The organism is Serratia sp. H1w (assembly GCF_000633355.1).
Classification (GTDB): domain Bacteria; phylum Pseudomonadota; class Gammaproteobacteria; order Enterobacterales; family Enterobacteriaceae; genus Chania.
On the sequence record NZ_AYMQ01000125.1, the window covers coordinates 17,396 to 41,791 of the forward strand.

The 24,396-nt window shown below is 54.7% G+C and carries 15 protein-coding genes; 5 read left to right on the top strand and 10 right to left on the bottom strand.

Features of this window, described 5'->3' with window-relative positions:
- Positions 1-158 precede the first annotated feature (158 nt).
- From acnB to pdhR, 5 genes are all read right to left on the bottom strand, one after another.
- Positions 159-2,756: a bifunctional aconitate hydratase 2/2-methylisocitrate dehydratase gene (gene acnB / locus U869_RS0125820; RefSeq protein WP_025120058.1), complete on the bottom strand. Its 2,598-nt coding sequence runs from the start codon at positions 2,754-2,756 to the stop codon at positions 159-161.
- 587 nt (positions 2,757-3,343) lie between these two features.
- Positions 3,344-4,768 carry a dihydrolipoyl dehydrogenase gene (lpdA, locus tag U869_RS0125825; protein ID WP_025120059.1) on the bottom strand — a complete coding sequence of 475 codons (1,425 nt, stop codon included), beginning with the start codon at positions 4,766-4,768 and terminating at the stop codon, positions 3,344-3,346.
- Positions 4,769-5,000: 232 nt separating this feature from the next.
- Positions 5,001-6,872: a pyruvate dehydrogenase complex dihydrolipoyllysine-residue acetyltransferase gene (gene aceF, locus U869_RS0125830; RefSeq protein ID WP_025120060.1), complete on the bottom strand. Its 1,872-nt coding sequence runs from the start codon at positions 6,870-6,872 to the stop codon at positions 5,001-5,003.
- Between the two features lie 13 nt (positions 6,873-6,885).
- Positions 6,886-9,549 (bottom strand): pyruvate dehydrogenase (acetyl-transferring), homodimeric type, encoded by a 2,664-nt coding sequence (gene aceE / locus U869_RS0125835; RefSeq protein ID WP_025120061.1) that lies wholly within the window; start codon positions 9,547-9,549, stop codon positions 6,886-6,888.
- Positions 9,550-9,713: 164 nt separating this feature from the next.
- Positions 9,714-10,478: a pyruvate dehydrogenase complex transcriptional repressor PdhR gene (pdhR, locus tag U869_RS0125840; RefSeq protein ID WP_021179689.1), complete on the bottom strand. Its 765-nt coding sequence runs from the start codon at positions 10,476-10,478 to the stop codon at positions 9,714-9,716.
- A gap of 606 nt (positions 10,479-11,084) precedes the next feature.
- Here pdhR and U869_RS0125845 point away from each other — a divergent pair.
- The 3 genes from U869_RS0125845 to U869_RS0125855 all read left to right on the top strand — a co-directional run bounded on the left by U869_RS0125845 (position 11,085) and on the right by U869_RS0125855 (position 15,015).
- Positions 11,085-12,461, top strand: coding sequence for an amino acid permease (locus tag U869_RS0125845; RefSeq protein ID WP_025120062.1), 1,377 nt, complete (start codon positions 11,085-11,087; stop codon positions 12,459-12,461).
- A gap of 193 nt (positions 12,462-12,654) precedes the next feature.
- Positions 12,655-14,055 carry a glycoside-pentoside-hexuronide (GPH):cation symporter gene (locus tag U869_RS0125850; protein WP_025120063.1) on the top strand — a complete coding sequence of 467 codons (1,401 nt, stop codon included), beginning with the start codon at positions 12,655-12,657 and terminating at the stop codon, positions 14,053-14,055.
- 9 nt (positions 14,056-14,064) lie between these two features.
- Entirely contained in the window at positions 14,065-15,015 is a 951-nt protein-coding gene (locus U869_RS0125855) for a family 43 glycosylhydrolase (protein ID WP_025120064.1), read from the top strand.
- Between the two features lie 103 nt (positions 15,016-15,118).
- Here the strand turns inward: U869_RS0125855 and U869_RS0125860 are convergent, their stop codons facing one another.
- The 3 genes from U869_RS0125860 to U869_RS0125870 are packed head-to-tail and all read right to left on the bottom strand — an operon-like array spanning position 15,119 to position 19,697.
- Positions 15,119-16,360 (bottom strand): cytochrome c, encoded by a 1,242-nt coding sequence (locus tag U869_RS0125860; protein ID WP_025120065.1) that lies wholly within the window; start codon positions 16,358-16,360, stop codon positions 15,119-15,121.
- Positions 16,360-16,911 (bottom strand): (2Fe-2S)-binding protein, encoded by a 552-nt coding sequence (locus tag U869_RS0125865; RefSeq protein ID WP_025120066.1) that lies wholly within the window; start codon positions 16,909-16,911, stop codon positions 16,360-16,362. The genes U869_RS0125860 and U869_RS0125865 overlap by 1 nt, the downstream gene beginning before the upstream one ends.
- The gene (locus U869_RS0125870) at positions 16,908-19,697 is read right to left on the bottom strand and encodes a xanthine dehydrogenase family protein molybdopterin-binding subunit (protein WP_025120067.1); all 2,790 of its coding nucleotides are present in this window, start codon (positions 19,695-19,697) and stop codon (positions 16,908-16,910) included. Before U869_RS0125870 ends, U869_RS0125865 begins: the two co-directional genes overlap by 4 nt.
- A gap of 246 nt (positions 19,698-19,943) precedes the next feature.
- Between U869_RS0125870 and U869_RS0125875 the strand changes: the two genes are divergently transcribed.
- Positions 19,944-20,525, top strand: a complete 582-nt coding sequence (locus U869_RS0125875; protein WP_025120068.1) for an NTP transferase domain-containing protein — start codon at positions 19,944-19,946, stop codon at positions 20,523-20,525.
- The gene (locus U869_RS0125880) at positions 20,525-21,499 is read left to right on the top strand and encodes an XdhC family protein (RefSeq protein ID WP_025120069.1); all 975 of its coding nucleotides are present in this window, start codon (positions 20,525-20,527) and stop codon (positions 21,497-21,499) included. Before U869_RS0125875 ends, U869_RS0125880 begins: the two co-directional genes overlap by 1 nt.
- Before the next feature lie 77 nt (positions 21,500-21,576).
- On the opposite strand, the gene U869_RS0125885 is transcribed toward U869_RS0125880, so the two are convergent.
- Positions 21,577-22,494 carry a helix-turn-helix domain-containing protein gene (locus tag U869_RS0125885; RefSeq protein ID WP_025120070.1) on the bottom strand — a complete coding sequence of 306 codons (918 nt, stop codon included), beginning with the start codon at positions 22,492-22,494 and terminating at the stop codon, positions 21,577-21,579.
- A 160-nt stretch (positions 22,495-22,654) separates the two neighbouring features.
- Complete coding sequence (gene fumA / locus U869_RS0125890) at positions 22,655-24,301, bottom strand: class I fumarate hydratase FumA (protein ID WP_025120071.1); 1,647 nt, start codon at positions 24,299-24,301, stop codon at positions 22,655-22,657.
- Positions 24,302-24,396: the final 95 nt, after the last annotated feature.

A 24,396-nucleotide genomic window follows, 5' to 3' on the forward strand; every position in this document is an offset into this window, starting at 1 on the left:
GACCATCAATCAAGCAGGCAGCGGGTTTGTTAGCCTGAGAGTAACAATTCTATTTAGTTAATATTAATCAATCGGTTAATTTCGCCAGAAGTGGGATGCGATCACAAAAAAACGGGGAACCCAAAGGCTCCCCGTGATGATGCCAACTCAGTAACGAATTACACTGCGGTCTGGAAAATCACACCGTCGGCTTTTTCCGTGTACTGGGTCAACTGGTCGAAGTTCAGGTAGCGATAGGTATCCGCCGCCGTCTTGTCGACCTGCGCCATATAGGTCTGGTATTCATCTGGGGTTGGCAGGCGACCCAGCAGGGAAGCTACCGCCGCCAGCTCTGCGGACGCCAGATAAACGTTGGCACCGGTACCCAGACGGTTCGGGAAGTTACGGGTTGACGTGGATACCACGGTCGCACCATCCGCCACGCGTGCCTGGTTACCCATACACAGTGAACAACCAGGAATTTCGATACGTGCCCCGCTCTTGCCAAAGACGCTGTAGTAGCCTTCTTCGGTCAACTGGGCTGCATCCATTTTGGTTGGCGGAGCCACCCACAGGCGAGTTGGCAGTTGGCCTTTATGCTGATCCAACAGTTTACCCGCCGCACGGAAGTGACCGATGTTGGTCATGCAGGAACCGATAAATACTTCATCGATCTTGCTGTTAGCCACATCGGACAGCAGGCGCGCGTCATCTGGATCGTTCGGCGCACACAGGATAGGTTCCTTGATATCGGCCAGATCGATTTCGATCACGGCGGCATATTCTGCATCCGCATCGCCTTCCAGCAACTGTGGATCCGCCAGCCATTTTTCCATGCCCTGAATACGACGTTCCAAGGTACGGCGATCGCCATAACCTTCGGAGATCATCCACTTCAGCAGCACGATATTAGAGCTGAGATATTCGCCGATCGGTGCCTGATCCAGTTTGATGGTGCAACCGGCGGCGGAACGTTCTGCCGAAGCATCGGTCAGTTCAAACGCCTGCTCGACTTTCAGTTCCGGCAGACCTTCGATCTCCAGAATGCGGCCAGAGAAGATGTTCTTCTTGCCCTTCTTCTCTACGGTCAACAGACCCTGTTGGATCGCGTAGTAAGGGATGGCATGCACTAGGTCACGCAGGGTGATACCAGGCTGCATTTTGCCCTTGAAACGCACCAACACTGACTCAGGCATATCCAGCGGCATCACGCCGGTCGCAGCAGCAAAAGCCACCAAACCAGAACCGGCCGGGAAGGAAATGCCGATCGGGAAGCGGGTGTGGGAGTCACCACCGGTACCGACGGTATCCGGCAGCAGCATGCGGTTCAGCCAGGAGTGGATCACTCCATCGCCAGGGCGTAGCGAAACACCACCACGGTTCATGATGAAATCCGGCAGCGTATGGTGAGTCGTCACATCCACCGGTTTCGGGTACGCGGCAGTATGACAGAACGACTGCATCACCAGATCGGCAGAGAAGCCCAGGCAAGCCAGATCTTTCAGCTCGTCACGGGTCATCGGGCCGGTGGTATCTTGTGAACCGACCGAGGTCATCTTAGGTTCGCAATATTCGCCAGGGCGAACACCGGCAACGCCACAGGCACGACCAACCATTTTCTGTGCCAGTGAGAAGCCCTTGTTGCTAGCCGCAATCGGCTTGGCAATACGGAACACTTCGCTGTGCGGCAGGCCCAGCGCTTCACGCGCCTTGGTAGTCAGGCCACGGCCGATAATCAGAGGAATACGGCCACCGGCACGTACTTCATCCAACAGCACATCGGTTTTCAGCTCGAAATTGGCAACCAGTTCACCGGTTTCATGATTACGCACTTCGCCTTTGTACGGGAAGATGTCGATCACATCGCCCATATTCAGGTCGGAGACGTCCACTTCGATCGGCAATGCACCGGCATCTTCCATCGTGTTGAAGAAGATTGGCGCAATCTTGCCGCCCAGCACCACACCGCCACCGCGCTTGTTCGGCACGTAAGGGATGTCGTCGCCCATAAACCACAGCACCGAGTTGGTGGCGGACTTACGGGAAGAACCGGTACCGACTACGTCACCGACGTAGGCCAGCGGGAAACCTTTCTTGTTCAGTTCTTCAATCTGCTTGATCGGGCCAACACTACCCGGCTGATCCGGGAAGATGCCTTCACGTTCGCTCTTGAGCATGGCCAAAGCATGCAGTGGGATATCTGGACGTGACCAGGCATCCGGCGCCGGTGACAGATCGTCGGTGTTGGTTTCACCAGTCACTTTGAACACGGTTACGGTGATCTTTTCCGCCAACGGTGAACGTGACAGATACCATTCGGCATCGGCCCAGGACTGCATGATCTGCTTGGCGTGCGGGTTACCGGCTTTGGCTTTTTCTTCTACGTCGTAGAAGTTATCAAACATCAGCAGCGTATGGGAAAGCGCCTTGGCAGCGATCGGTGCCAGCTTTTCGTTATCCAACGCATCGATCAGCGGATGAATGTTGTAACCGCCCTGCATGGTGCCTAGCAATTCAATAGCTTTTTCGGGGGTAACCAGGGGGGAAGTGGCTTCGCCTTTGGCGACGGCTGCCAGAAAACCTGCTTTGACATAGGCGGCTTCGTCGACGCCCGGTGGTACACGGTTAATCAGCAGGTCTAACAGAAATTCTTCTTCGCCTTTTGGCGGATTTTTTAATGATTCAACCAGCGCTGCCATTTGTGTCGCATCTAATGGCTTAGGGACGATGCCCTCTGCAGCACGCTCGGCCACGTGCTTACGGTATTCTTCTAGCACGACTTTCTCCTCGCTCTCATTGTCATTTATTGTGCCTGGCGTTTTATATTCAAACCGGGTTTAGCGCACGGCGATATTTGACGGGGCACTGCTGTCGATATCCTGGACTGTAAGTAAGGTACAGTGCCCGGTTCCGCCCAGCCAGCATATCAGGATTTGAATCGGTTGTTAATTCGTTCACATAAAAGCAACATTAAATCTTTGCTGAATCGTTGACCGCAGCGTAATCGGCTGCAAAGCAGACGGGACGGGCTCGGGTTGGTGACGGCACAAACGCATAATCAGCCAGATGAGCACAACATAACGTCCATACTTTTACAATGGTTATCGATGGAATTGGGGAAAATTGGTGAACGCCAGGCACAAAAAAACCGCCATAAAGACGGTTCTTTTGTATCCGGGCGGTGTTAGCAGGCACCGAACGGATTTCTTATATCGTTAAAGAACGATACAAGCGCTGATGAACAAAGCCATTGTGCGTAAATTTGGTTAAAAAATCCACCATTGGGATGCGGCGTAACGGGCGCAGCCGCCAATAAAAACGGCCCCTTTACAGGAGCCGCTTATCGACCTTCAAACCGCAGAAATTACTTCTTCTTGGCTTTCGGGTTTGGCAGATCGGTGATGCTACCTTCGTAGATCTCTGCTGCCAGGCCTACGGATTCGTGCAAGGTCGGGTGAGCGTGGATGGTCAGCGCGATATCTTCTGCGTCACAACCCATCTCGATAGCCAGACCGATCTCACCCAGCAGCTCGCCGCCGTTGGTGCCGACAATAGCACCACCGATGATACGGTGAGTTTCTTTGTCGAAGATCAGTTTGGTCATACCGTCTGCACAGTCAGAAGCGATAGCACGGCCTGAAGCTGCCCACGGGAAGGTGGAAGTTTCATAGCTGATGCCTTTCTCTTTGGCTTCTTTCTCGGTCAAACCTACCCATGCGACTTCTGGCTCGGTGTAAGCGATAGATGGGATCACTTTCGGGTCGAAGTAGTGCTTCATACCGGCGATAACTTCAGCGGCTACGTGGCCTTCATGCACGCCTTTGTGCGCCAGCATCGGTTGACCGACGATGTCACCAATCGCGAAGATGTGCGGCACGTTGGTACGCAGCTGTTTGTCGACGTGGATAAAGCCACGATCGTCAACCTCAACACCGGCTTGGCCAGCGTCCAGCAGTTTACCGTTAGGTACACGGCCGATCGCCACCAGCACCGCGTCGTAACGCTGTGGTTCCGCAGGGGCTTTTTTACCTTCCATCGTAACGTAGATGCCGTCTTCTTTGGCTTCTACCGCGGTCACTTTGGTTTCCAGCATCAGGTTGAACTGCTTGCTGATACGCTTGGTAAAGACTTTCACCACGTCTTTGTCTGCTGCCGGGATCACCTGGTCAAACATTTCAACCACGTCGATTTTTGAACCCAGAGCATGGTATACGGTGCCCATTTCCAGGCCGATGATACCACCGCCCATAACCAGCAAACGCTCTGGAACGGTTTTCAGCGCCAGTGCATCGGTGGAATCCCACACGCGTGGATCTTCATGAGGAATAAATGGCAGTTGGATCGGACGGGAACCTGCGGCGATGATGGCATTGTCGAAGTTGATGGTGGTGGCACCATTCTCGCCTTCAACGACCAGCGTGTTGGCACCGGTGAATTTGCCCAGACCGTTAACGACTTTAACTTTACGGCCTTTAGCCATGCCAGCCAGACCACCGGTCAGCTGATTGATGACTTTCTCTTTCCAGACGCGCACTTTGTCGATGTCGGTTTTCGGCTCGCCGAAAACGATGCCGTGTTCGGCCAACGCTTTGGCTTCTTCGATCACTTTGGCAACGTGCAACAGCGCTTTGGAAGGGATACAGCCTACGTTCAGGCAAACACCACCCAGAGTGGAGTAACGCTCAACCAGAATGGTTTCAAGACCTAAGTCAGCGCAACGAAAAGCAGCAGAGTAACCTGCAGGGCCCGCCCCAAGTACCACGACCTGAGTTTTAATTTCAGTACTCATCATGACCTCTTAATTGTTTGTCCGGCGGGTCAGACGTCATTTTTATTGCTAATCGATCTCATAACGCCCTTCATCCACCGGGACGCATACACCGCGAGCAGTTTACAGAATTGTTAATAATCTGCAAAGCGTGTTCGAGTGACCCGTGTCCCAACAATTCTGTCGAGTCATGCAAAACCCGACAAAACTGCTACTGAATTACTAAGGGCGCAGCATGCTGCGCCCTTTTTCATTACATCACCAGACGGCGAATGTCGGCCAGCATGTTGTTGATGATGGTGATGAAGCGCGCACCATCAGCACCGTCAATCACACGGTGGTCGAAGGAGAGCGACATTGGCATCATCAGACGCGGCAGGAACTCTTTGCCGTTCCAGACTGGCTCAATCGCCGACTTGGAGACACCGAGGATAGCCACTTCCGGCGCGTTAACAATCGGCGCGAAGTGAGTTGTCCCGATACCACCCAAGCTGGAGATGGTGAAGCAACCGCCCTGCATTTCGCCAGCGGTCAGCTTGCCGTCACGAGCTTTCTTGGAGATCGCCATCAGTTCACGGGACAGTTCAGTGATGCTCTTCTTGTTCACATCCTTGAAGACCGGAACCACCAGACCATTTGGCGTATCTACCGCCACACCGATGTTGATGTACTTTTTCAGCGTCAGCTTCTGGCCATCTTCGGACAGTGAGCTGTTGAAGCGTGGCATCTGCTCAAGAGCAGCAGCAACGGCTTTCATGATGAACACTACCGGGGTGAACTTCACGTCCAGCTTACGCTTGGCAGCTTCGTCGTTCTGCAGCTTACGGAACGCTTCCAGATCGGTGATATCGGTTTTGTCGAAGTGAGTCACGTGCGGGATCATCACCCAGTTGCGGCTCAGGTTGGCACCAGAGATTTTCTGGATGCGGCCCAGTTCAACTTCTTCGATCTCACCAAACTTGCTGAAGTCCACTTTCGGCCATGGCAGCATGCCTGGCAGACCACCACCGGTTGCGGCAGGGGCAGCTTCGGCGCGTTTGACCGCGTCTTTCACGTAAGTCTGTACGTCTTCGCGCAGGATACGGCCTTTACGGCCCGTGCCCTTCACTTTCGCCAGGTTTACACCGAACTCACGCGCCAGACGGCGGATGACCGGGGTGGCGTGCACGTAGGCGTCGTTCTCGGCAAACTCGCCTTTACCTGCGGCAGCAGCAGGAGCTGCAGCTTTGGCTTCTTGCTTGGCCGGAGCCGGGGCAGCTTCTGCTTTCTGAGCTGGCACAGCGGCTGGTGCAGCACCTTCCACTTCGAAGACCATGATCAGAGAACCGGTTTTCACTTTATCGCCGGTAGCGATTTTGATCTCTTTCACGGTGCCCGCGAACGGAGCCGGAACTTCCATAGAAGCCTTGTCACCTTCAACGGTGATCAGTGACTGCTCAGCGGCAACTTTATCGCCCACTTTCACCATCACTTCGGTCACTTCTACTTCGTCGCCGCCAATGTCTGGCACTTCGACGTTTTTCGCCGCGCTTGCCGCAGGAGCAGCAGCCGGAGCCGCCTGGGTAGCCGCAGCAGCAGGGGCAGCAGAAGCCGCGCCAGCCACTTCGAAGACCATAATCAGGGAACCGGTTTTCACTTTATCGCCGGTGTTGATTTTGATCTCTTTGACGGTACCGGCGAACGGTGCAGGCACTTCCATTGAAGCCTTGTCGCCTTCAACGGTGATCAGAGACTGCTCGGCAGTCACGGTATCGCCAACCTTCACCAGGATCTCGGTGACTTCAACTTCGTCAGCCCCGATGTCCGGTACTGCAACGTCTTTGGCTGCGGCAGCGGCCGGAGCTGCGGCCGGTTTTTCTTCTGCCTTGGCGGCTGGTGCAGCGGCTGCCGCACCTTCTGCTTCAAAGATCATCAGCAGTTTGCCCGTCTCGGTTTTATCACCGACGGCCACTTTGATCTCTTTCACTACGCCTGCCTGTGGCGAAGGCACTTCCATGGAGGCCTTGTCGCCTTCCACGGTGATCAGCGATTGTTCAACTTCAACCTTATCGCCAACCTTCACCAGGATCTCGGTGATTTCAACTTCATCTGCACCGATGTCCGGTACTTTGATTTCGATAGACATTATTCAGTACCTCTTAGGCCAGACGCGGGTTAACTTTTTCTGGGTTGATGTCGAATTTCTTAATCGCATCAGCGACCACAGAAGCTTCAATTTCACCGCGTTTAGCCAGTTCACCCAGAGCAGCAACCACCACGTAAGAAGCATCAACTTCGAAGTGGTGACGCAGGTTTTCGCGGCTGTCTGAACGACCGAAGCCGTCAGTACCCAGTACGCGATAATCGCTGGCTGGCACGAAAGTACGAACCTGCTCGGCGAACAGTTTCATGTAGTCGGTAGACGCTACCGCTGGCGCTTCGTTCATCACCTGAGCGATGTAAGGCACGCGTGGGGTTTCGGTTGGGTGCAGCATGTTCCAACGCTCACAGTCCTGACCGTCGCGCGCCAGTTCGGTGAAGGAGGTTACGCTGTAGGTGTCGGAACCCACGCCGTAGTCGTTCGCCAGGATCTGCGCAGCTTCACGCACGTGACGCAGGATCGAACCGGAACCCAGCAGCTGTACTTTGCCTTTCTTGCCTTCCAGGGTTTCCAGTTTATAGATACCTTTACGGATACCTTCTTCTGCGCCCTGTGGCATGGCTGGCATGTGGTAGTTTTCGTTCAGCGTGGTCAGGTAGTAGTAGACGTTTTCTTGCGCGTCACCGTACATACGAACCAGACCGTCATGCATGATCACTGCCACTTCATACGCGTAAGCCGGATCGTAGGAGATGCAGTTAGGGATGGTCAGAGACTGAATGTGGCTGTGGCCATCTTCGTGCTGCAGACCTTCGCCGTTCAGGGTAGTACGACCTGAAGTCCCGCCGATCAGGAAGCCACGTGCCTGTTGGTCACCCGCTGCCCAGCACAGGTCGCCGATACGTTGGAAACCGAACATGGAGTAGTAGATGTAGAACGGGATCATTGGCAGATCGTTGGTGCTGTAGGAAGTCGCTGCGGCCAACCAGGAAGAGGCTGCGCCCAGTTCGTTGATACCTTCCTGCAGGATCTGGCCTTTCTCGTCTTCTTTGTAGTAAGCAACCTGCTCACGGTCCTGCGGAGTATATTGCTGGCCGTTCGGGCTGTAGATACCGATCTGACGGAACAGACCTTCCATACCGAAGGTACGCGCTTCGTCGGCGATGATTGGCACCAGGCGATCTTTGATCGACTTGTTCTTCAACATCACGTTCAGGGCACGCACAAAGGCGATGGTGGTAGAGATCTCTTTGTTCTGCTCTTCCAGCAGTGAGCTGAAGTCTGCCAGAGCTGGCATTTCCAGCTTCTCGGTGAACTTCGGCATGCGGGTTGGCACATAGCCTGCCAGCGCCTGACGACGTTCGTGCAGATATTTGTACTCTTCGGACTCTTTCTCGAAGGTGATGTATGGCAGTTTTTCGATGTCGGCATCGGCAACTGGCACATTGAAACGATCGCGGAAGTGGTGAACCCCTTCCATGTTCATTTTCTTCACCTGGTGAGCGATGTTTTTACCTTCCGCAGTCTCACCCATGCCGTAACCTTTGATGGTATGGGCCAGGATCACGGTTGGTTTGCCTTGGGTATCCTGCGCTTTTTTCAGTGCAGCAAAGACTTTCTTCGGATCGTGACCACCACGGTTCAGCGCCCAGATCTCGTCGTCGGTCATATCTTTGACCAGCGCGGCGGTTTCTGGGAAGCGGCCGAAGAAGTGCTCACGCACGTAAGCGCCGTCTTTGGATTTGAAGGTCTGGTAGTCGCCGTCCAGAGTTTCGTTCATCAGTTGGATCAGCTTGCCGCTGGTGTCTTTACGCAGCAGTTCATCCCAACGACCACCCCAGATCACTTTCAGCACCTGCCAGCCAGCACCTGCGAAGATGCCTTCCAGCTCGTTGATGATCTTGCCGTTGCCGGTAACCGGGCCATCCAGACGTTGCAGGTTACAGTTGATGACGAATACCAGGTTGTCCAGCTTCTCACGGGTCGCGATGGTGATCGCGCCTTTGGATTCCGGTTCGTCCATCTCGCCGTCGCCCAGGAAGGCATAAACGGTCTGGCCAGAGGTGTCTTTCAGACCACGGTGCTCCAGATATTTGAGGAACTTGGCCTGGTAGATGGCGCTGATTGGGCCCAGACCCATGGAGACGGTCGGGAACTGCCAGAATTCAGGCATCAGTTTTGGATGCGGGTAAGAGGACAGGCCTTTACCGTGCACTTCCTGACGGAAGTTGTTCATTTGATCTTCGGTCAGGCGGCCTTCAAGGAAGGCACGTGCATAAACGCCCGGAGAGATGTGGCCCTGGAAGTAAACCAGATCGCCGCCGTCTTTCTCGTTGCGAGCACGGAAGAAGTGGTTAAAGCAGACTTCATAGAAGGTCGCGGAAGATTGGAAGGAAGCCATGTGGCCGCCCAGATCCAGATCTTTTTTCGAAGCACGCAACACGGTCATCACGGCGTTCCAACGGATGGCAGAACGAATACGACGCTCCAGATCCAGGTTGCCCGGGTATGCCGGTTCGTCTTCTACCGCGATGGTGTTGACGTAGTTGTTAGCCGCAGCACCTGCTGCAACGCTAACACCGCCCTTGCGGGCTTCGCCCAAAACCTGATCAATCAGGAACTGAGCGCGTTCAACACCCTCTTCACGGATGACCGATTCGATCGCCTGCAGCCAGTCGCGGGTTTCGATCGGATCCACGTCATTGTTTAAACGTTCTGACATGGTGGTATTCCTTATCTGTCTAATGGTTTGTTTGGAGCCTGTCTTCCTGCACTCTGCGCAAAATGCACGAAGACAGGCTCATCAGTTTGGTTGCCGCTTAAGTACTTAACTAAGCACTCCGAGCTTCATCTCAACAAGCTGGTGTGCCTTGAGGAGAACCACTCTTAATCCTTGCGTTGCTGGAGACGCCGCAGCGATCGATCACGCCGGGTGTGTTCCCTGCTGAGATCCAGCAAAATTTCCTCGATAAACGCCAAATGGCGGTGCGAGGCTTCACGGGCCTTTTCAGGTTCGCGTGCCACAATCGCCTCGAAAATCCCGGCGCGATGGCTACTCACTGTTGCCAACATCTCACGGCGCGAGTAGAGCAATTCAAAGTTCTGACGAACGTTCTGTTCCAGCATCGGGCCCATACAGCGCAGCAGATGGAGTAACACAACGTTGTGGGCAGCCTCGGTCACGGCAATTTGGTATTGCATGACCGCGTCGGCTTCAGCGTCCAGATCGCCGCTGTCCTGGGCCTGCTGGATCACATGATGGCAATCGCGGATGCGCGCCAGATCTTCGTCAGTGCCACGCAACGCGGCATAATAGGCAGCGATGCCTTCAAGCGCATGACGGGTCTCGAGCAGATCGAATTGTGATTCAGGATGATCGGCCAGCAGTTCAGCCAGCGGGTCGCTGAAGCTCTGCCACAGATTAGTTTGTACAAAGGTGCCGCCTCCCTGGCGACGCAGGAGCAGCCCTTTAGCTTCCAGGCGCTGGATAGCTTCTCTCAGAGAAGGACGGGAAACATCAAACTGTTTCGCCAGCTCTCGCTCTGGAGGCAGCTTTTCGCCTGGACGTAGCGTACCCTCGAGGATCAGGTATTCGAGCTGCTGCTCGATGACATCTGACAACTTGGGTTGGCGGATTTTGCTGTAGGCCATGGGTGATTTCTTCTCTGCGAAGTGCCCGGAGTCAATTGGTAATACCAATTTCAAAAACGTGACGGTAAAGTAACAAAGTATTCACCTCCTGTCCATATGGGGCTTGATCGAAATCATGAAAGCCGCACATTTTAACACTTCAATCCATAAGCCTTTGCAAACCAGTAACTCAGCGTTGGTAATACCATTTACGAGGTAGCCAGCTGTTTTAACTTTTTTGAAACCTCTGGTTGGCTAGAGTGCCGGTGTTATATGGCAAGGAGATTAAGGGGGATTTTCACTTTGCAGGCACTGTTCGGGTCTCGTCCCATTAACAAAAAAAAAACAATAATGGTGATTATTTTTCGTATTCTGTAATTTATTGCTTACTTCGCGCACACAATCCCCCCGCTCGTCACACAACCCGCATTTTGTTGCCTAAACTGCTGCAATCTTCACCATTCGAACCACAAAGCAGGTGCAAACTTTCGCACATACCATTATTCTCTGCCAAACGGTAGCGACGCCGTGGAATTTATAGTTATAACGTCGTAAACAAAAAACAACACACATCGTAATCATTACTTTACGGTAATGAGCATTTTGTCACCACAGAGGGTTTCATTGATGGATGGTCAACAGCATGGCGACCAGCTGAAGCGCGGCCTTAAAAACCGCCATATCCAGCTAATCGCCTTAGGTGGCGCAATAGGTACCGGCCTGTTTCTCGGTATCGCCCAGACAATCAAAATGGCCGGCCCGTCGGTCATCCTGGGTTATGCAATTGGCGGTTTTATTGCCTTCCTGATCATGCGTCAACTGGGTGAAATGGTGGTCGAAGAGCCGGTCGCAGGTTCCTTCAGCCACTTCGCCTATAAATACTGGGGAAATTTTGCCGGTTTCGCCTCCGGCTGGAACTACTGGGTGCTGTATGTGCTGGTAGCCATGGCGGAACTGACCGCGGTGGGCATTTACGTGCAGTACTGGTGGCCGGAAATTCCAACCTGGATCTCCGCCGCCGTGTTCTTCCTGGCCATCAACGCCATCAACCTGTCGAGTGTGAAGGTCTATGGTGAAATGGAGTTCTGGTTCGCCATCATCAAAGTGGTCGCCATCATTGGCATGATCGGCTTTGGTGCCTACCTGCTGTTCAGCGGCCTGGGCGGCCCGGAAGCCAGCGTCACCAACCTGTGGGCCCAGGGCGGATTCTTCCCGAATGGCACCATGGGGCTGCTGATGGCAATGGCGGTGATCATGTTCTCCTTCGGCGGCCTGGAACTGGTGGGCATTACCGCCGCCGAAGCCGATAACCCGGAAAAAAGCATCCCGAAAGCCACTAACCAGGTGATCTATCGCATCCTGCTGTTCTATATCGGCTCACTGACGATCCTGCTGTCACTCTATCCGTGGGGCAAAGTGGTCGAAGGCGGCAGCCCGTTCGTGCTGATTTTCCATGCGCTGAACAGCAATATGGTGGCAACGGTGTTGAATATCGTGGTCCTGACGGCTGCGCTGTCGGTCTACAACAGCTGCGTCTATTGCAACAGCCGTATGCTGTACGGCTTGGCAAAACAGGGTAATGGCCCGAAAGCTCTGCTGAAAGTGGATAGCCGTGGCGTGCCGGTGATTGCCATCGGTTTCTCTGCGTTGGCAACCGCACTGTGCGTACTGATTAACTACCTGATCCCTGGCCGTGCCTTTGAGCTATTGATGGCGCTGGTGGTGTCTGCTCTGGTGATCAACTGGGCGATGATCAGCCTGGCGCACCTGAAATTCCGCAAGGCTAAAAACCGTGAAGGCGTTGAGCCGAAGTTCAAGGCGTTCTGGTATCCGTTCAGCAACTATCTGTGCCTGGCCTTTATGGCCGCCATTCTGGTGATTATGTATCTGACGCCGGGGATCCAGATTTCCGTGCTGTTAATCCCAGTGTGGATCGCCATTCTTGGCATCGGCTACTTTATCAAGCAGCGCGGCCAGCAACCGGCTAGTGCCGCAAGCCGTTAATTTTTAAATTTTTTCTCAGGCCCGCCACTGCGGGCCTTTTTTTACTCTGAGCATTTTTGCCAACTGGCTCACACTTCTTCCGCAGTGACTGATTTGTCCATCTCTACAACCATTAACTTCTGATAGTTCGCCGCCACACAGGGCAATAATCGTTATCCAACTGTCCGATCCTGTCATCGCGGAGAAAATGTCCATGAAGAGCAATGCCCTATCGATAAAAGAAAAGATCGGCTACGGCATGGGAGATGCCGGTTGCAACATGATCGGCGGCGCAATCATGCTGTTCCTCAACTACTTCTATACCGATATCTTTGGCCTTACACCGGCACTGGTCGGCATTTTGCTGCTGTCCGTGCGCGTACTCGACGCCGTGACCGATCCCATCATGGGCGCGATTGCCGACCGAACCCAGAGCCGCTTCGGCCGTTTCCGTCCGTGGCTGTTATGGATTTCCCTGCCTTACGTGCTGTTTAGCGTGATGATGTTTACCACCCCGGAGTGGAGCTATAACAGCAAAGTGATTTACGCCTTTGTCACTTACTTCCTGATGTCGCTGACCTACACCGCTATCAATATTCCTTACTGTTCACTGGGAGGCGTGATCACCGCCGATCCGCAAGAGCGAGTTTCCTGCCAGTCGTACCGTTTCATCATGGTCGGCATCGCAACGCTAATCCTGTCGCTGACCTTGTTACCGATGGCGGAATGGTTTGGCGGAGCCGACAAGGCCAAGGGCTACCAGATGTCGATGGGCGTGATGGCGTTGATTGCGTTGGCTATGTTCCTGTTCTGCTTTGCGACGGTGAAAGAGCGTATTCGCCCGGCGGTCCCTACACACGATGCGCTGAAGGCCGATCTGAAAGACGTGTGGAAAAACGATCAGTGGGTGCGCATTCTGCTGCTGACCTTCTGCAACGTTTGCCCCGGCTTTATCCGCATGGCTGCCACCATGTATTACGTCACCTACGTCATGCAGCAGTCCACCTCATTCGCCAGCCTGTTTATCGGCCTGGGCGTGGTCGGCATGATGATCGGCAGCGCCCTGGCCAAGCCCCTGACCGACCGCTTCTGCAAGCTGAAAGTGTTCTTCTGGACCAATATCGTGCTGGCCATCTTCTCCAGCGGTTTCTACTTCCTCAATCCGCAGTTCACCTCGCTGATTGTAGTGGCCTACTTCCTGTTGAATATCCTGCATCAGATCCCTTCACCGCTGCACTGGTCGTTGATGGCCGATGTGGACGACTACGGCGAATGGAAAACCGGCAAGCGCATCACCGGCATCAGCTTCTCCGGTAACCTGTTCTTCCTGAAGGTTGGGCTGGCGGTCGCCGGGGCGATGGTAGGTTTCGTGATGTCTTACTCCGGCTATCAGGCCGATGCGGGTAGCCAAAGCGCTGGGGCACTGCAAAGTATTGTCTTGTTGTTTACCGTGATCCCGGGCGTAGGTTACCTGATCACCGCTGGCGTGGTCCGTTTGTTGAAAGTAGACCGTAACCTGATGTCACAGATCCAGAGCGATCTGGAAAAACGCCGCGTCAATTATCAGGAACTGGCGGAATACCGCAAACAGCAGCTTGAAGCCAAACACTCTTGAGAGGAACTGATGTCTATTTATCCTAACCCACTGATTGAACAGCGTGCCGATCCCTTTATTTATCGCCATAGCGATGGCTATTACTATTTTATCGCCTCGGTGCCGGAGTACGATCGCCTGGAACTGCGCCGTGCCCGCCGTCTGACGGAGCTGGCGCAGGCTCCAGCCAAGGTCATCTGGCGCAAACCCGCGTCTGGGCCAATGAGTAACCTGATCTGGGCACCGGAACTGCACGTTATCGACGGTAAATGGTATGTCTACTTTGCGGCGGCCCATAGCCCAGAGATTGCCGACGGTCTGTTCCAGCATCGCATGTTCGCGCTGGAATGCAGCGCTGCCAATCCGCTGGAAGGAGAATGGCTAGAGAAGGGGCGCATTGAGACGCCAATCGACAGCTTCTCGCTCGATGCCACACATTTTGAGCACCAAGGTAAGCACTATTATCTGTGGGCACAGCAAGACCCGCAGATCCGGGGGAACTCCAACCTGTATCTGGCAGAAATGGCCAACCCCTGGACGTTGAAGGGGACGCCGGTGATGCTAAGTAAACCGGAACTGGCTTGGGAAACTGTGGGTTTTTGGGTAAACGAAGGTCCGGCGGTGATCAAACACGGTAAGCGCGTTTTCATCAGCTATTCTGCCAGCGCCACCGACGAAAATTATTGCATCGGCCTGCTGTGGGCAGACATCGATGCCGATCTCCTCGACCCGGCACAGTGGCATAAGGCTAGCGAACCAGTGTTTCGCACCAGCTATGCCAATCGCCAATATGGCCCTGGCCACAACAGTTTTACCGTGGATGAACAAGGTAATGACGTGCTGGTCTACCATGCCCGTAATTACACCGAAATTGAAGGCGATCCGTTATACGACCCGAATCGCCATACGCGAATTAAACCTCTGGAGTGGGATGCCGAGGGAATGCCGCTGTTTGGCGTTCCCCCAGCGGATAATCGCTAACGGGCGCAGCATGCGGCGCCCCTACGCAATACCTACCCACGACACTGTACAGCTCCCTCGCCCTGTGGGAGAGGGTTGGGGTGAGGAGGACATCAGTTCTGATTTAATGGGCGTTGCGTAAAGCCTTCACCTGCTCGGCGGTGATATTCGCCGGCAATCCACCCCAGGTCACGCGGAGATAATTGACCAGTTCAGCAATTTTCGCATCGTCCAGACGATCGGCAAAGCCCGGCATGCTCTGCATACTTTCGTTGCCGGGGAACTGCTGCGCCGGTAGTCCATCCAACACCGATACGATCAGGTTCTTGCCGTCCGGTTGGCGCAGCGTGGCGTTATCACGCATCGCCACCGCTACGTGCGGCTTGCCAGCGCCATCACGCTCATGGCAAGCGGAACACTGATCGAGATAGGTGAGACGCCCGGCATCGCTGCCCTGGCCGATTTTAGCTGCCACCGGCTGCGGTGGTTTGTCGCCCATCAGGTAGGTGACCAGCGCCTGATGATCTTCCGGCGTCAAATGGCGAGTGCTGAGATCCACCACCATATGCATTTCGCTAAACGCCGAGCCTTGCGGCGCTAACCCAGTGCTGAGGAAACGGCTCAGATCCTCTGGCGTCCAGCCTCGCTGGGCCAAGGCCTGCGGGGTAATATCCGGCGCAATAAACCGCCCCAGATCGCCACCCTGCATCGGCTTGCTCAACTCCATCTGCCCCAGCATACCCCGTGGCGTATGGCATTCACCACAGTGCCCAAGTACGTCAGACAGATAGCGGCCACGCTGCCATTCGGCAGAGTTCCCCTGTGAGCTGACAGGCATCGGATCGCTGTTACGGAACAGTAAATTCCAGCCGATCAACTCCATCCGCTGATTGAACGGGAACGGCATATCGTTGGCCGGAATGGCGACGTCTACCGCCGGGCGTGACATCAGATAGGCATAGATGGCATCCGCATCCTCGCGCGTGATGCCTTTGTAAGAGGTATAAGGCATCGCCGGATACAGATGACGGCCACCCGGAGCAACCCCCTGAGTTAGCGCCAGGAAGAAGTCGTCTTTATTCCAGCGGCCAATCCCATGATCGGCGGAAGGCGTCAAGTTGCTGCCAAAAATGGTGCCAAACGGCGTATCCAGCGGATAACCTCCCGCCAGCGGTGCTCCACCAGCGGCAGTATGGCAGGCGGCACAGTCGGCAGCCTGGGTCAGGTAGCGGCCACGGGCAATCTGTTCGCTGCTGGCGGTAACCTGCTGGATCGGGCCGTCGTAGCTGCGGTTTTCCCGCCACCACAGTACGGCGATCACGATCGCCGCAATCAGCACAATCAACAATGCGAGACGTTTTTTCATTACGCCGTCTCCTTCAGCAGGCCTGGGGTTTTCAACACCACGTCACGCACCGCTTCGTAATAACGAACATAGCCGGTGCAGCGGCAGATATGGTTCTCCAATGCCTGCTCAATCGCACCTTCCAACTGATCGCGCTGGATCGGCTCACGCTTGAGCTTCTCGACAAAAATAGTGGCCGCATTGACGAAGCCCGGCGTGCAATAGCCGCACTGGAAGCTGTAATGATCGAGGAACGACTGCTGGATTGGCGAGAGCTCAACCACTTCACCTTGGTTATCCACCTGCGCATGGCCTTCGATGGTGCGCACCTGTTTACCATTGAAGAAGTGGGCACCGGTGATGCAAGTACGGATTTCTTCGCTGGTACCGCTTGGATGGTCGAGGATCGCCACGCAGGCGTGACAGATGCCCTGGCCGCAGCCGAGGCGTGAGCCGGTCAGATCGAGATATTCATGCAGAAAATCGATCATCATCAGCCCTTCCGGTACCTCGACGGGGCCGTATTGTTTGCCGTTAACGGTCAGGGTTATAGGTTGGGTTTTAATGCTCATGGTAGGACCTCAAGAATATTTTCGGCACGGACAGGCAAATCACGGAAACGGTGACCGGTAGCGTGGGCGATGGCGTTCACCAATGCGGCAACTACCGGGATCATCACGACTTCCGCCATTCCCTTCGGCGGATCGGTTTCCGACAGCGCAGGCAGGATATCGCCGGTCTGTTTCCAGACCGCCACATCACTGGCGCGCGGTAAATGGTAACGGTTAAAGTTCCAGGTCCCGTTACCCGGCCCATCTTCGTACAACGGTAAATACTCATGCAGTGCATGGCCGATCCCCATCGCCAACCCGCCCTGCAACTGGCCGGAAACCAGCTCAGGTACAATCAGGTTGCCGCACTCCATAATCGAGTGATGGTTCAACAGCTCAACCTTGCCGGTGGCGATATCCACCGCCACTTCCGTCAGCGTGCCAACGGCGCTGTAATAGGTCACCGCGGCGTTATTGCGTTGGGTTGGCGGGTAGAAAACCTGCTCACGCGCCAGGGTGCTGAACTCACCGTTGCCAATGCGCACCGACAAACCGTCAACCGGCAGGCGTTCGCTGTGATTATTCAGCTTGAAGTCGGCTTCGGCCCACTGCCAGCGGTTGAAGACATGCACCACCGCGCCAGTAAGGTTGCCCATCTGATAGGCTTTTTTCGCTAACAGCTCAAACGGCAAGATCTGCATACCGGCCGCCGTCAGGCCACCTTCGACCCAGCGCGCATCTTCTTTACGCACCACCAGCGGTGCCGCCTGGCCACCACCAATGCCGGACTGCCAGATAGATAACGCGGCAGGCCACAGTCCCTGTTCAAACACCAACCGGGCCGCTTCACGGGTACTGTGCGAGAAATAGAAAGCAGAGTTACTGGCGCTGGACGGTGAACAGTAGCTTGGCGTCCAGTTCGGATTGGTTTGCAGTTTGTCCTGCTCTTCCTGCGACATCATGTAGGGATCGCCGCTGGTTTCCATCGGCAACAGCGCCCAATCGGTCACCGAGAAATGCGCCTCATCCGCCGGTTTGCCCAGCCATTGCGCACACAGTACCGACTGTGAAGTCGACATGCCGGTGCCCATTTCGGCCCCGCTGTGATACAGCGAGATACGCCCGTCCTCGCTGAACTCCACGCGAGCAAAGGAGGTTTCGGCCCCGGTGCCAAAGTCTTTCTGCACGCAACCAAAGCCCACGCCATAGCGTTTGCCTGGGTTTTGGCTCTCAAACGCGATTTTGCGTTCGGCACGCTTGCGCCACATCTCATGTTGAGAGGCTTTCACCAGCACTTCATCGGCGCGGATCGCTCCTGCCGGGATCGCCCCCTGGGTGTTTTTCATGCCGGACTTAAGCACGTTGCGCAAACGAAACTCGATCGGATCGAGTTTCAGCTCTTGTGCCAATTCGTCCATCATCATCTCGGTCGCGGCCATGCTTTGCAGCGTACCGTAACCGCGCGCGGAACCCGCATCGATGGCGCGAGAAGCCAACCCTACCGAGGAAAGATCGCTTTTCGGGAAGTAGTAAATCGACTGGGCCGCGGTAGCGCCAACCATCACCACCGATGGCGTAAAGTTACAGCGCCCGCCGCCGTCAGCGGTCATGGCGCCTTGGAAGGCCTGCAACACGCCGGTTTTTTTGTCTACCGCAATGCGGTAATCCATATCGAAAGCGTGGCGTTTGATCGAGGTCTGGAACTGCTCATAACGATCATTGGCCAACCGCACCGGCAGCCCATCGCCATACAGCGCCGCGACTGCACCGTAATACGGGAAGTTATAGTGATCTTTTGAGCCGTAGCCCACGGTGTAACAAGGGTGCAGGATCAGCTGTTTGACCGGCTGATGACGTTTGGCCAACATGCGTGGCATCTCGTCCGCCACTTCCTGCGGAGACTGGGTTGGGATCACCAGATGCAGGGTCTGGCTGGCGGTATCAAACCAGCCGTTGGCATTGTCCGGCTCCAGGGCCGAAGTATCAATGGATTGCGTGGTATAGCTGCGCGTCAACACCAGCCAGTCCTGCGGCGGAGTTTGCAGCTGATCGGCGATCATCCCGGCGTAATACATACCTTCCTGATCCAGCTTGCCGCCTTCACGCCCTTCTGGCCATACCGGCAGGTGTCTACGCATCGATAGTGGGAAGATCGGCGTGTCTTTCAGACTGGAGAAGCGGTCGTCATCGGATGGCTTCTCTCCGCCAACGCGCACGTAGCGGAAACTGCCCCACGGATCGCGCTGTAACGGACCGGTTTCACTACCATACTGGATCACTTCATCATGGAATTTCAGCTTGTCTTTGGCAAAGCGGAAACGAGCAAAATCATGATAGATCAGGATCGCCACCGCATGGCCGAGATAGGCCGGTGTTTTGCCTGTCGGCAACAGCATGTCATCGCCATAAAATGCGGGGAAGGCCAAACCATCCCGCTCAAGATCCTCTGCCGTTACTAGACGATCCGGTTGCAGATCGTCACCCAGTAAGGAGAGATCGATACCGGTAAACAACCGGTCAGCCTTGGTGGCGCGCAGAATAAAGGCGTGAGCCTGCTGTTGCGGCCAGTGCGGCATATCCACGGCGCGAATGTCGCGGGCAAACACTTTCTGCCCCATCACTTTGGAACGGCCATCGATGCGGTAACGGATGCGTTTCGTCTGCGCATCCCAATTGGGTGATTGCAGGATCTTGTGTTCAAACAGCGCGGCATAGGCACGGCTGTAGAGGGGAGCGAGGTACACGGAGACCCCCGCAATCACGGCACCCTTGATAAAGCGGCGTCGTGACGGGTTGAAATTGCTCATAAAATTTCCTTTACGCTTTTATCTACCCTCAGGCTCCAGATGCGGGCACTCGGAGAACTGAAGGTGAGTCGTTTTTTTTATCGGTTTTGTTGCGCAAGCGCTGGTAACCTTGCCGTAGACGTTATAATCATATGCTTATAACAAAAAATATGTGAGCATTAACATTTTGTTTTCACAATTAAACACACATTGAAACATTTATTGCCTTTATGGTGTGGCTGATTTGCGCAAACACGGGCGGGTAAGATGACAACAGGTATCGTGATTACCGCCGCCGGGCGGGGTGAACGTTTCATTCAGGCCGGTGGCAGTGGCAACAAGCTTAACGCCCTATTGCAGGACAAGACGGTGTTTGAACATACCCTGCAACAGGCGCTGGCCTCCGGTTTACCGGTGCAGGTCGTCACTCGTCCGGAAAACCTGCGGGTACAACAGGTGTGTGCTGCACATCAGGTTCCCTGCATATTGCTGGCTAGCGGTGGGCTCGGTGAGTCTATTGCCGCTGGCGTTGCCGCAACCGCAAGCTGGGACGGCTGGCTGATCCATTTGGCGGATATGCCGTTCGTCTCACCGCAGATCTTTGTGCTAGTTGCCGCGGCCCTGAGCCAGCACAGCATCGTCCGCCCCAGCTTCCAGCAGCAACCTGGGCACCCGGTGGGATTTACCGCCCTTTTGCGCAAACAACTGTGTGCGTTGCGTGGCGATAATGGTGCGCGGGAACTGCTACGCAGTCACGGACAGGTTCATCTGATCCCTGTATTTCAACCAGCCATCGTGCAAGATATCGATCTCCCTTCTCAGCTAGTGGCAAACGAGTCCATGAATTAATGCAACACCTTGATATCACCGTAGTCAGCCAGGCCATCAACTGGCTGGAGCAGCAGCCGGTGTGGCTGTGTACCGTATTGAATACCTATGGCTCATCACCCCGTTCTCCGGGCGCGTTGATGGTAGCGACCCGCGACGGGCACTATTGCGGATCGTTATCCGGTGGCTGTGTGGAAGAGGACTTTTTGCACCGTCTGGCGGAGGGGGAATATCAGGCCGCCAGTCAGGTGATCCGCTACGGTGCTGGTGGGCTAACCCCCAACGTAGCGCTGCCCTGTGGCGGCGTGCTGGACGTGCTGATTGAACATTTGCCCGCAGGCCCTGCCAGCATTGACTACCTGCGCAGTATCGCCGAGGCGTTGGCTGGCCATCACGCTCTGGTCAAACACCTGACCCTGCCTAATGCCTGTCACGCGCTGGAAACCACCAGCTTTGCCAGCGCCACCCAGGTGGTACGCAACCAGCAAGAGATCCAGCTGCACATCGCCGCCGCTCCCCGATTGCTGATTGCCGGGCTTTCCAGCGTAGCGCTGTATTGCGCCGACTTTGCCAGCGCACTCGGCTTTGAAGTGTTGGTCTGCGAGAGCCGCCCGGAAGCGTTGGAGAACTTTGCCACGCAACTCAAGCCTCATATCACTTTGCTGCGCCAGTTCCCGGCAAAATTCATTGAGGAAGGCGGCTGTCACGCCAATACCGCAATTGTGGCACTAACCCACGATCCGCGCATGGATGACTTGACTCTGATGGAGGCGATCCATACTCCGGCATTTTACATTGGCGCGATGGGGTCTCAACAGAACAGCGATCGCCGCCGCGAGCGGCTGCAACAGATCGCCGAATTCAGCCCGCAGGAACTTGGCCGCATCCATGCTCCGATCGGCCTGCCGCTGGGTAGTAAAACCCCGGCGGAGATCGCGCTGGCCGTGATGGCCGATATCGTGCAGCAGAAGAATCACCCCTCTCCCACTCGTTGACAGCTAATGTGGCACTGCGTAGGGGCGCTGCATGCTGCGCCCGTGTTAAGGTCAGACGCGGGAGTAAAATTGTGGCTTTAAATCCCCTCTCCTTTTGGGAGAGGGTTAAGGTGAGGGGACGTTTTTGCGGCGAATGCCTTATCTGGCACGATCGGGATCAGATACTCCAATTCCAGATGTAGCTCTCCAGCACTGTCTAAGGAGTAGCTATGCTGTGCAATGTCGAAGCCTTCCCGGCGCACCAGGTTAAACTGCGGCAGGAGTTTGGTATAAACGCTGATGATGTATTCATTAAAGACTATCGGTTTACCTGCATAGCAAAACCGGCAAAAACCGCCGCTGATCTGCGGCAGTTCCGGCAACGCTTTATCTTTGGCAATCTCTTTATCTACCGCGACAAAGTAATCGACCCTCACCTGCTCACCGTCCGGGATAAATTTAGTCAGTGCATATAACCGATCAGGGCGCAGGTTAAATTCGTCGCAAAAACGTTCTTTTATTTGATTACGAATGTCGGCATGGGATTTATCCAACTGTTCAATAGCGATATGGTAAGAATAATATTGACCGACCAGTGAATAGCAGTCTGGTTTAACCTCAACATAATCAATAGAGATATCGCTGGGTTGGTTTAGCGACAGCGACAGCATCAAATTGCTGAAATCACAGTTCTGAGCCTTGCGATAGGTACTGGGCGTTTGGGAAAAATGTTTTTTGAAACAGCGTGAGAATGTCTGCTGGGAATCAAACTGATATTCCAACGAAATATCCAGGATGCTTTTCTGCGTAAAACGTAATGAGAAGGCAGCCAGATAGAGGCGACGGGCGCGAATATAAGTGGCAAGAGACTGGTTGGTCTGTCGCCGGAACATGCGCTGCAAATACCATTTTGAATAGCCGGATTTTTCACTAACAATATCCAGTGAAAGTGGATTGCGTAGATTGTTTTCTATCCAGACCAGTAATTCTTTGATATGCGTTGCCTGCGTCACCATGGTTGTTCCTGGCTAAAAATGTCCACGGCAATGGTATACAGATTTATTTATAGCGTCCAAAGCGACGACACTATTTTACAAAGACTGACGAATAGGTTACGAAAATCACATCTTGTTACGTAGGGTAAAAGCCGCCCGCCAGGGGCGGCTATCCGTCAGATTACTTCACACAGCGCGTACATTGTGATTCCTGGATCTTCTGGAAGAAGTCATTACCTTTGTCATCCACCAGAATAAACGCCGGGAAATCTTCCACTTCGATTTTCCAGATCGCTTCCATCCCCAGTTCAGGATATTCCACGCACTCCAGACTCTTGATGCTCTGTTGTGCCAGTACCGCTGCCGGGCCACCGATGCTGCCAAGATAGAACCCGCCGTGCTTGTGGCAGGCATCCGTCACCTGCTGGCTGCGGTTGCCTTTGGCCAGCATGATCATGCTACCGCCGTGCGACTGCAACAGATCGACATAGGAGTCCATACGCCCTGCGGTGGTTGGCCCCAGGGAACCTGAAGCATAGCCTTCCGGCGTTTTGGCCGGGCCAGCATAATAGATCGGATGATCTTTCACGTACTGCGGCAAACCTTCGCCACGATCCAGGCGTTCTTTCAGCTTGGCGTGGGCAATATCACGGCCAACGATAATGGTGCCGCTCAGTGACAGACGGGTAGACACCGGGTATTGCGACAGTTGCTTGAGGATCTCGGCCATCGGACGGTTCAGATCGACCTTGATCGCTTCCCCTTCCCCTGCACGACGCAGTTCCTGTGGAATAAACTTGCCTGGGTTATGCTCCAGTTTCTCCAGCCAGATCCCTTCGCGGTTGATCTTGCCTTTGATATTACGGTCAGCAGAGCAGGAAACCCCCATCCCCACCGGGCAAGAAGCGCCGTGACGCGGCAGACGCACCACGCGCACATCGTGGGCAAAGTATTTGCCACCAAACTGCGCGCCCAGGCCCAGGTTCTGGGCTTCTTTCAACAGTTCTTCTTCCAGCGCTACATCGCGGAACGCCTGGCCGTGCTCGTTGCCTTCGGTTGGCAGCGCATCATAATATTTGGTTGAAGCCAGCTTGACGGTTTTCAGCGTAGCTTCTGCCGAAGTACCACCAATCACAAAGGCCACGTGGTACGGAGGGCAAGCTGCGGTGCCCAGAGTACGCATCTTGTCGACCAGATAGTCCTTCAGCTTACCCGGCGACAGCAGCGCCTTGGTTTCCTGATACAGGTAGGTTTTGTTGGCCGAGCCACCGCCCTTGGCGATGCACAGGAACTTATACTCGTCACCATCCACGCTGTAGAGATCGATCTGCGCAGGCAGGTTGCTGCCGGTATTGACCTCCTGGTACATATCCAGCGCGGCGTTTTGCGAATAGCGCAGGTTGTCTTCGATAAAGGTGTTGTACACCCCGCGCGACAGGGCTTCTTCGTCTCCGCCGCCGGTCCAGACGCGCTGACCTTTTTTACCCATGATGATCGCCGTGCCGGTGTCCTGGCAGGTTGGCAAAATACCCTTGGCGGCGATTTCTGAGTTACGCAAAAATTGCAGCGCAACGTACTTGTCGTTCTCACTGGCGTCTGGGTCGTTGAGGATATCGGCCACCTGCTGTTGATGTGCAGGGCGCAACATGAACGAGGCGTCGTGGAAAGCGTGCTGGGCGAGTAGGGTCAGGGCTTGCGGATCGACCTTGAGGACTTCCTGGCCGGCAAATTCAGCGACGGAAACATGGTCGCGGCTTAGCAGATAGTATTCGGTATCGTCTTTCTTCAGCGGGAACGGATCTTGATAATGGAACGGTTTATTCGACATTGATCTCTCACTTGCAACATCAGCTGCGTTAAATTCACACTTACTCAGCGTGCTCGGGGTACGCTGCGTCAAAAAAACTCCCCACACCTTACGTA

Bases quoted from the DNA above. Each gene is read 5' to 3' on its own strand.
- U869_RS0125845 (WP_025120062.1), top strand. From the start codon at position 11,085: ATGGATGGTCAACAGCATGGCGACCAGCTGAAGCGCGGCCTTAAAAAC.
- U869_RS0125865 (WP_025120066.1), bottom strand. From the start codon at position 16,911: ATGAGCATTAAAACCCAACCTATAACCCTGACCGTTAACGGCAAACAA.
- U869_RS0125880 (WP_025120069.1), top strand. From the start codon at position 20,525: ATGCAACACCTTGATATCACCGTAGTCAGCCAGGCCATCAACTGGCTG.
- U869_RS0125850 (WP_025120063.1), top strand. From the start codon at position 12,655: ATGAAGAGCAATGCCCTATCGATAAAAGAAAAGATCGGCTACGGCATG.
- aceE (WP_025120061.1), bottom strand. From the start codon at position 9,549: ATGTCAGAACGTTTAAACAATGACGTGGATCCGATCGAAACCCGCGAC.
- U869_RS0125860 (WP_025120065.1), bottom strand. From the start codon at position 16,360: ATGAAAAAACGTCTCGCATTGTTGATTGTGCTGATTGCGGCGATCGTG.
- pdhR (WP_021179689.1), bottom strand. From the start codon at position 10,478: ATGGCCTACAGCAAAATCCGCCAACCCAAGTTGTCAGATGTCATCGAG.
- U869_RS0125875 (WP_025120068.1), top strand. From the start codon at position 19,944: ATGACAACAGGTATCGTGATTACCGCCGCCGGGCGGGGTGAACGTTTC.
- U869_RS0125855 (WP_025120064.1), top strand. From the start codon at position 14,065: ATGTCTATTTATCCTAACCCACTGATTGAACAGCGTGCCGATCCCTTT.
- U869_RS0125885 (WP_025120070.1), bottom strand. From the start codon at position 22,494: ATGGTGACGCAGGCAACGCATATCAAAGAATTACTGGTCTGGATAGAA.
- U869_RS0125870 (WP_025120067.1), bottom strand. From the start codon at position 19,697: ATGAGCAATTTCAACCCGTCACGACGCCGCTTTATCAAGGGTGCCGTG.
- aceF (WP_025120060.1), bottom strand. From the start codon at position 6,872: ATGTCTATCGAAATCAAAGTACCGGACATCGGTGCAGATGAAGTTGAA.
- lpdA (WP_025120059.1), bottom strand. From the start codon at position 4,768: ATGAGTACTGAAATTAAAACTCAGGTCGTGGTACTTGGGGCGGGCCCT.
- fumA (WP_025120071.1), bottom strand. From the start codon at position 24,301: ATGTCGAATAAACCGTTCCATTATCAAGATCCGTTCCCGCTGAAGAAA.